Genomic DNA, 8,477 nt, shown 5'->3' on the forward strand with positions numbered 1-8,477 from the left:
GAGACATAAAGCACCTGCAAAGTTAGTTGATACCCTTGTTAAGCTCAAGGGCGATGCTTGTTTCCAAGATCGCCCTCTCACGTTTAAAAGCAATTGTTATAAACCCCAAACCCACCCTCGCAAATCAAAATTTGTCAGAACGTTGGTAGTTAATGTGCTCGGTAAGCGTTCTCGCGTACACCGTAACGGCTTGACTGTTAATCATTGGCCGCCGTTAGCCAGACTCCAGCCCTCAACTGGTTGCTCATACGAGCTAAAGCTTTTCAGCTTTGTGTCCTCGCCCAAATTTCGTTTGCTACAACCGAATTGTTTACAGCAACTCAACCTCCCAGTTCTTGCCTTGGATCTTGGCGTCTAGAGCCCGAGTGTCGTAGCAGAGACGATCCACGATTTTTTCTTCCTTCTGGACATCCAGAGGCGTTAACAGGCGGATCTCTTTTTGAGAGTACCTGCTGGGACGGTCTGCGGCTTTCTTGAGAGCAGAGCGCAGGATGCTTATTTTGCGAAGATTCAGATCTCGTTCCGTGATTGCGTCCGCCAGAGGCCGTCCATCCATCAATGTGCTCGAGTTAGTCTTGTTGATGCGGCAAATTAAGGTGTTCAATTCGGCGCATGTTTCGTTCAGACGCTTGATAAGTTCAGCAGGATCCTCGCTGGGGCGGTCACCCTCCTGAACCAGCACATTGGCATTTAAGCGTTCTTGTATGCGAACCAATCGGGTTTGCAGATCCTTTCTCAGGATCAGGGCTTCAGCTAATTTCATGCTATTACCTCTCTATTCTTTCCTTTTAAAGTGAGCCTACAAGGGCAGGCTTCAGAATTTGATGCATCCAGCCCACCTGATTGCAGATGAGCCGGATGCCACCCTTCTTTGGAGATAGCGGGTTATTTGAAGTACCACTTGCGGCAGTACGCATACGTTTCAGCAGAAGCAAGCTTGAGCTCATTCTTTTGCCTTTTGTAGTGTGTGAAACAGGCCAAGTCAGGCCAATAGAGCTTGCCCTCTTTTCTCATGGTCCAGCGGATTGAAACATCCAATACGACCGTGGTGTTGTAACCGGGAGCTCTCCCATCGGCATAGCATTTATAGTTCAGTCGGTGACTAGATCTGGAGACGGGTAGGGGTATCGCAGTACTGCTCAACAATTTTTTTAGTTAATGTAATAGCTTTTTAGGCATAAATTTTCTCGATGAATAGTCTGTTTACTCCTGTTTTATCATCGGTATAAACTGCTATCCAGACTACTAACGCTACTTGTTTTTTGCTGATTCAACTTAGATGAAGTTTTTGCTTAATTTTTATAACTAGTTGAAAAACAAACGAAAAATATTTTTACCTTTTTCAAGTTAGTAGCACTTAAAAGTTTCGCCACTTCTTTTTTGCTTATTAGCACAATCAGACCATTTCTCTAAACCTACCCCACAGTAGTGAACTACTTCGCACAGATAAGGTTTATGACGCTGATAAATTGAGAATAAATCTAGTGAAAGATTTTTCTGGTTTTATCAAAATCTTTCACTAGTAATGAAATATATTTAAATTCCCGAAAAAACTTTCACTATGAGGCGTGTGATGATTAGGCGTCTCTATTTCTACCCTCAGACGTTGGGAATCCGAGGGGAAATTAGTTCCCCAGCGAACCAAAGGCAATCAGAGAAGGTATTCGGCTGAACAAATCATGGGGTTTGTCCGGAAAGTTACTCCTAAGCCAGATCGTATAACGCTAGCTTACGCTCGAGTCTCAAGCGCTGATCAGAAAAAAGATCTAGAAAGACAAAAAACCGTTTTGGAAATGTACTGTGCCGCGCAAGGTTGGAATTTCGAGCTCATCAGCGATCTTGGCAGTGGAATGAACTATCGAAAAAAGGGATTGCAGTCTTTACTGCAAAAACTTCTTAACGGTAAAATTGAGCGCCTGGTGATCACTCACAAAGACCGTCTCCTGCGCTTTGGCGCAGAGCTGATTTTCTCGGTTTGCGAAATGAAAGGCGTTGAAGTGGTGATCGTCAATAAGGGGGAAGAAGCCTCTTTTGAAGAAGATTTAGCTAAAGATGTTTTAGAAATCATTACCGTTTTCAGTGCCAGACTTTATGGTTCACGCAGTAAAAAGAGTCAAAAGTTGATTAACGGGATGAAAAAAGCAGTGAAAGCCGCGCAATAGATTGAAAGAATAGGAAGATGCAGATTCATCGAGCCCATAAAATCGAGCTCATTGTCAACGACAGTCAAGAGCTGTATTTGAAAAAAGCGGTCGGTTGCGCCCGATTTGCTTTTAATTGGGCATTGAATGAATGGATCGAAGAGTATGAAGCCTACAAGAAAGATCCGACTCAGCCCGAACCCAATCAATACAGTATTCGCCGCAAACTCAATGCTATAAAACGTGAGCAATTCCCGTGGATGATGGAAGTGACCAAGTGCGCTGTGCAGATGGCCATCATTCAATTAGGACAAGCGTTTGCGAATTTTTGGAAGAACCCCGAGCATTTCAAGTACCCAAAATTCAAGAAAAAGTACGTCTCTGACAGTTTCACAATCAGCAATGACCACTTTGAAGTCAAAGGTTCACGCATCCGTATACCGAAATTAGGTTGGGTGCGGATGCGTGAGCCGTTGCGATTTAAAGAAGCGAAGCTGCTTTGGTCAACGGTCTCGCGACGCGGAAAACGATGGTATGTGAGTCTGACTTGTGAACTCGCCAATCTCAACCACTTAAAACCGGCCAAAAACCAAGGCACGGTGGGAGTGGACTTGGGGGTGAAGTCACTGGCGGTGCTCTCGAACCACAAGAGGTTTGAAGCGTTGCAACCATTAAAGAAAAGTCTGTCGAAGCTTCGTCGACTGCAAAGGAAGCTCGCACGAAGTCAGAAAGGCAGTAAAAACCGTATCAAGTTGGTATTGGAGATCGGTGAGTTGCATCGCAAGATTTTCAATTACCGACAGAATGCTTTGCATCAGCCCACTAACTACCTGACCACTCATTTCTCTCGGATTGTGATTGAGGATTTGAATGTGAGTGGAATGCTGAAAAACGGGAAACTGGCTCGTTGCATAGCCGACGTTGGTTTCTACGAATTTCGGCGTCAACTGGAGTACAAAGCCGAGCAAAGAGGCTGTGAGGTGATCATAGCGGATCGGTTTTATGCCAGTTCTAAGACGTGCGGTTATTGCGGTCAGAAAAATGACGAGTTAAGGCTTTCGGACAGACGATGGAAGTGTGCGCATTGTGGGGCAGAGATCAAGGATCGAGACTTCAATGCGGCGATCAATTTAAGAAGATATACCGAGCGGCCGGGCTGATTTTAATGAGTCCGGCGGTGCCGTGAGTTACACGGTGAACGCCTTTGCCTGCCAAGAAGAGGGGAAAACTCGGGACGTGACCTCAGGTGGGCCTGAAACGATTCTCGCAAGAGAGTTTTTCGGTGAGGGATGAGCGCTGGCTTCGGAGTGATCTGAAGTGAAACTGATCTCGATGATGGAGGAAGAAAAACCTGAGACTGAGTAGGTATTTTGAGTATAACTACTCAACTTCAGGTAGGTTTTTCATAACGGTGACGCTTCAGATGACCAACCCGATGCTTATCATGTTTTTCGTCTCGCTTTTTCCCCAATTCATTGACCACGAACTGTCTTTTCTGCCTCAAGTTTGTGTGATGACGGTGACATACTTTTGTACGGTCTTTCTAATTCACTGCGGATACGGTTGGATAGCTTCCAACTTCCGACGGCTCTTGTCTACGCCAAATGCAGCAAGAGTGATTAATTGCGTGGGAGGCGCTTTCTTTTTGTTTTTGGCTTCGCGAGTTTTCTACGATATGCTTTTGGAAATCGGTGTTTAATCGAAAAGATTTTCGCTAAACTACACCTGTTTGAACCAAACTCAATGAGCAAAAGAAATGTTTGAAATTCGTCCGGCAGAAGAAAAAGACTGCGAATTGGTTTTAAATTTTATTAAGAAACTCGCCGACTACGAAAAGCTATTGGACCAAGTAACAGCGACGGTTGACGATGTGCGTCGAGAATTATTCGGTGAATCGGTGACGGCGCATGCCGTGATTGCCTACGAGGATGACACCCCTGTTGGTTTTGCGCTTTACTTCCATAATTTTTCAACTTTCCTGACCCGCAAGGGCTTGTACCTTGAGGATATATTCATTGATCCGGCCTATCGTGGAAAAGGCTATGGGAAAGCGCTTATGCGTTACTTGGCTGCCTTGGCTGTTAAGGAAAAATGCGGTCGTTTCGAGTGGGTTGTTTTGGAATGGAATACGCCGGCGATCGGATTTTATGAAAAGGTCGGTGCAACGGTTTTGCCTGATTGGAGATTGTGTCGTTTAACGGGTGAGGCGCTTGAGCGTTTTGCCAAAGGTTCATAGGTTGATTATGGCTTCTCAGGTTTTGGCCCGTAAATGGCGCCCTCATGATTTTGAAAGTGTGGTGGGACAAGAGCCGGTGGTTCAAGCGCTCACACACGCTTTGCGTGAAAATAGGCTTCATCACGCTTATCTGTTTACAGGCACTCGTGGTGTCGGTAAAACAACGCTTTCACGTATTTTGGCTAAAAGCCTTAATTGTGTAGGACCGGACGGTAAAGGCGGGGTGACGGATCATCCTTGCGGAGTTTGTGAAGCGTGTCGTGCCATTGATGAAGGGCGTTTCGTTGATTATATTGAAATGGACGCGGCGAGCAACCGCTCGGTCGAGGAGATGACCGCGTTGCTCGAGCAGGCGATGTATGCGCCTACCAACGCCCGCTACAAAGTCTACATGATCGACGAAGTGCATCAGCTCACTTCTCACGCTTTCAACGCCATGTTGAAAACGCTCGAAGAGCCGCCCGAATATGTGAAATTTATTTTGGCAACGACAGATCCTCAGAAAGTTCCTGTTACGGTTCTGTCTCGTTGTCTGCAATTTAATCTGAAGAATGTTTCGCCGCAGACCGTTGCAGAACATATGGCACACATTCTGAAGGAAGAAAATATTCAGGCCGAACCCGCCGCTTTGAAGCTTTTGGGCGTGGGGGCCCGAGGCTCTATGCGTGACGGTTTGAGTCTGCTCGATCAAGCCATCGCTTTTGCGGGCGATAAACCGATTACTCTCGAGAGTGTGCGGGAAATGTTGGGCATGATGGACAGCGACGTGCTCATCAAGCTTTTGGGTTATCTGGCTGAAGGAAAAGCCCATGAAATGATGCAGGTAGCCGAGCAGATGTCCATGCGCAGTCTCTCGTTTAGCCAGGCGATTCGTGACTTGGCCTCCATTTTGCACAAAATTGCTTTGGCCCAATTTGATGTGGCGAGTATCGCAGCCGATGACATGGATCGTGAGGCGATTTTGACATTGGCGCGAACCTTCACGCCGCAAGAAGTTCAGCTTTACTATCAAATTGCTTTAAATGCCAGGGCAGATATGAATTTGGCGCCCGATGAGTATGCCGGATTCACCATGGCGCTATTGCGTATGCTTGCCTTTAAACCGGCCGGCAGCGTACAGGTCAAATTACCTGAACGCTTTAAACCTCAAAGCGCAAAGGAGACTGAACAAAGTGCGGTTCAGATGCCGCCATCACAACCGTCAGCGCAATCTCAGGAGCAAAAGACTGCTCCTGAAACTGAAAAAAAAGTTGACGAAGAACCTGCCCCATGGGAGGAAGCTTCTCTGGGGGAGTCTGATCGGAGCAGTCGCCTTGAGCCGACTCCTCCGCAAAAAGAAGAGAAGAAAGTCTCTGAGCCAAGTGTCATTGAAGAAGACGATCCTCCGTTCGTCGATGACTATGATGAGTATGCTTCTCAGATGCAGGACTCAATTGAAGACTTCGGCTACGTATCAACTTCGGTTGAGCCTTCTTTAGCGGATGCGCAAACCGCTGAGGACGAGTCTTTTGCCGATCAGTATGATTACGCCGAGGATTATGATCAGATTCCCGAATTTACAGAAGTCGGTAAACGTTGGTACGAGAAGCTTCGCTACACCTATCCTGCAACCTATGCCAAGGATATTTTGGAGCGCAGTGAGTGCGTTTCGATAGAAGGTGATCTGATCAAACTGCGTATAGATCCGCTCTATGAAAACCGGCTGAAAAACCAAAAAGCGATGCTTTCGGTTCAGCGAATTGTGGATCCGCTTTTTGGCCGCCGGATGCGTTTTGAGTTTGAGTTGGAGACGCCGCGCTCACGCACTATCAGCCAGGAGCGTGCCAGGTTGAAAAAAGAGCAGAAAAAGGCTCAAGAGGCTGAGCGCAAAAAGAATAAATTTGTCACAATAACCGACGAGGCTGAGCGAAAGGAAGCGATCGAAGCGCTTAAGCAAACGCCGTTGGCGAGAACCGTCATGCGACGCTTTAACGCTCGCATTGATCCGATGTCGGTAAAAAAGAAAGTTTCTTAACCTATTGATAAAAAGAAAGGAAAGATTATGCGTGGAAACATGGGAGCGCTTTTAAAACAAGCCGCACGAGTACAGGAAAATATCAAGCGTTTGCAGCATGAACTTGAGCACCTTGAAGTGACGGGCAGCGCAAGCGGCAATCTCGTTCAGGTGACGATGACCTGTAAGCACGCGCTGAAGTCTGTGAAAGTGGATCCGAGTTTATTGCAGGAAGACGTGGACATGGTTGAAGATTTAATCTTCATGGCCACAAAAGATTGCTTGGATCAGATTGAAAAAATCACCAAGGAAAAAATGGCAGCGGCAACGGCCGGAATGCCCCTTCCTCCGGGAATGTCCTTCTAAGGATTAATGATGCCAACGCTAAGTCCCACATTGGATGACCTTGTGGATGCGCTCAAGCGTCTGCCCGGTTTGGGGCCGCGTTCGGCTTCCCGTATCGCCGAACAACTCCTGTCGGATGACAGACGACAAGCGGCGAAACTTTTAAAAACGCTTGAACGGGCTGTTAAAACCGTCAAGCACTGTGAACTCTGCAACACACTTACCGATGAGGTGGTTTGTCCGATTTGCGCGGATGCGTCTCGGGATCGTACGAAGATTTGCATCGTAGAGACGCCGGCAGATCAGCGGGTGATTGAAGAAACCATGGCGTACCGGGGACTTTACTTCGTTCTGATGGGCCTAATTTCTCCTGTAAAAGGCATTGGGGCAGAGGACATCAATATGCAAAAGCTTCTGGAGCGTGTGAAAAAAGATAAACTCGTGCGTGAGGTACTCATAGCGACACCCTTTACCCCGGAAGGGGATGCTACGGCACACTTTATCGCCAAAGCGATGGCTTCAGTTGCTCCCCAAATTCGAGTTACTCGCTTGGCCAGAGGTATTCCGGCAGGAGTTGAGCTGGAGTACACGGATGCCAACACCATTGCCGGAGCTATTTTTGGCCGCCGGTAAAAAATGAGGCAAAGAGGATAGAGATTATGGCTAAAGAACATGTCAAAGCGGCACTTTTAGAGGCGCGGTCTGCGCTAGATGCTTTAATTGAAGCCGATCAGACTCAAGAGGCCATTGTTAGCGCCTCCGAATTAATGGTTGAGGCGATCCGTAGCGGCGGGAAAATTTTGTCCTGCGGCAACGGTGGTTCCTTGTGTGATGCTATGCACTTTGCCGAAGAAATGACCGGGCGCTTTAGAAGTGATCGTCCGGGTTATGCAGCCATAGCTATTTCTGATCCGTCTCATATGAGCTGCGTGGGAAACGACTACGGCTATCATGCTGTTTTTTCCCGCTATGTTCAGGCGGTGGGTCAAAAAGGCGATGTGCTTTTAGCCATCACTACTTCCGGCACAAGCGGCAACGTTCTTGATGCCGTTGAGGCAGCTCACGAAAAAGGAATGAAAGTGATCGGTTTAACCGGCAAGGTCGATAGTCCCTTGGCTCAAAGGGCGGATGTGGCCATTGTGACGCCGGCGGGCCGTTGGGCTGATCGTGTGCAGGAATTGCATATCAAGACGATTCATATCATGATCGAGTTGGTTGAACGTCAATTAGCTCCACAAAACTATATCTAAGCTGAGCCTTTATTTTTTGAGTCGGTTATTTTTTGGGTTTGAGAAGCCACGGGGCGATCTTTTTGAGTTCAGGCGTAATTTCGTTATTGAAGATCTCTCGCGAGACTTCTCCAACCCGGGATATCAGACGTTGAGATTCATCAGGTCGGGCGACCAAATAAAGTGGGCGAGAGAGCTCCGGTGCAGGCAACGGTAAAACGATAACGTCTTTTGCTTTTTCAGGGTTTTGCAAAATGGCTAACGCTCTCGTAATGGTCCATCCGATACCATTAGCGACGAGTGAAAGCATAGTACTGGTGGAATCAACTTCAATTCGAGCCGGGATATCCAGGTGCAGCAGACTGAGATAAGTGTCATTCAGGCGTCCTGCGCCACCATCACAGAATAATCACGAAGGAAGCCCCTTGTTTTAACAAGGGGAGGAATTCGTGCAACGACCTTGGTCGTTAAAGTAAAATTCAGTCCCATGACTAGCCCAACCTTTATCATTGAGCTTCCCATTCGTGTGAGTA

Annotated in this window: 10 protein-coding genes; 8 read left to right on the plus strand and 2 right to left on the minus strand. The window is 47.2% G+C overall.

All coding sequences use genetic code 11. The features are described 5' to 3' along the window. Positions 1-310: 310 nt before the first annotated feature. Complete coding sequence (locus tag NW199_RS03365; RefSeq protein ID WP_022473321.1) at positions 311-763, minus strand: DIP1984 family protein; 453 nt, start codon at positions 761-763, stop codon at positions 311-313. A gap of 826 nt (positions 764-1,589) precedes the next feature. Between NW199_RS03365 and NW199_RS03370 the strand changes: the two genes are divergently transcribed. From NW199_RS03370 to lpcA, 8 genes are all read left to right on the plus strand, one after another. Further along, the gene (locus tag NW199_RS03370; protein WP_258333644.1) at positions 1,590-2,162 is read left to right on the plus strand and encodes an IS607 family transposase; all 573 of its coding nucleotides are present in this window, start codon (positions 1,590-1,592) and stop codon (positions 2,160-2,162) included. Between the two features lie 17 nt (positions 2,163-2,179). Beyond that, positions 2,180-3,301: an RNA-guided endonuclease InsQ/TnpB family protein gene (locus NW199_RS03375; RefSeq protein ID WP_258333633.1), complete on the plus strand. Its 1,122-nt coding sequence runs from the start codon at positions 2,180-2,182 to the stop codon at positions 3,299-3,301. A 251-nt stretch (positions 3,302-3,552) separates the two neighbouring features. Next, entirely contained in the window at positions 3,553-3,840 is a 288-nt protein-coding gene (locus tag NW199_RS03380) for a LysE family translocator (protein ID WP_258333634.1), read from the plus strand. Positions 3,841-3,897: 57 nt separating this feature from the next. After that, complete coding sequence (locus tag NW199_RS03385; protein WP_022473324.1) at positions 3,898-4,377, plus strand: GNAT family N-acetyltransferase; 480 nt, start codon at positions 3,898-3,900, stop codon at positions 4,375-4,377. A gap of 7 nt (positions 4,378-4,384) precedes the next feature. Continuing rightward, a complete protein-coding gene (dnaX, locus tag NW199_RS03390) occupies positions 4,385-6,391 on the plus strand; it encodes a DNA polymerase III subunit gamma/tau (protein WP_258333635.1) in 2,007 nt (668 codons plus the stop codon). A gap of 27 nt (positions 6,392-6,418) precedes the next feature. Next, positions 6,419-6,736: a YbaB/EbfC family nucleoid-associated protein gene (locus NW199_RS03395; protein WP_022473327.1), complete on the plus strand. Its 318-nt coding sequence runs from the start codon at positions 6,419-6,421 to the stop codon at positions 6,734-6,736. A gap of 9 nt (positions 6,737-6,745) precedes the next feature. Further along, positions 6,746-7,348, plus strand: coding sequence for a recombination mediator RecR (recR, locus tag NW199_RS03400; protein ID WP_022473328.1), 603 nt, complete (start codon positions 6,746-6,748; stop codon positions 7,346-7,348). A 26-nt stretch (positions 7,349-7,374) separates the two neighbouring features. Continuing rightward, complete coding sequence (gene lpcA / locus NW199_RS03405; RefSeq protein ID WP_258333636.1) at positions 7,375-7,965, plus strand: D-sedoheptulose 7-phosphate isomerase; 591 nt, start codon at positions 7,375-7,377, stop codon at positions 7,963-7,965. Positions 7,966-7,990: 25 nt separating this feature from the next. Here lpcA and NW199_RS03410 read toward each other — a convergent pair whose 3' ends face one another. Further along, on the minus strand, positions 7,991-8,326 hold the full coding sequence (locus NW199_RS03410) for a LysR substrate-binding domain-containing protein (RefSeq protein ID WP_309148111.1): 336 nt from the start codon (positions 8,324-8,326) through the stop codon (positions 7,991-7,993). Between the last annotated feature and the right edge of the window lie 151 nt (positions 8,327-8,477).

It is taken from the genome of Parasutterella secunda, from assembly GCF_024733725.1.
GTDB classification, from domain to species: Bacteria; Pseudomonadota; Gammaproteobacteria; order Burkholderiales; family Burkholderiaceae_F; genus Aphodousia; species Aphodousia faecalis.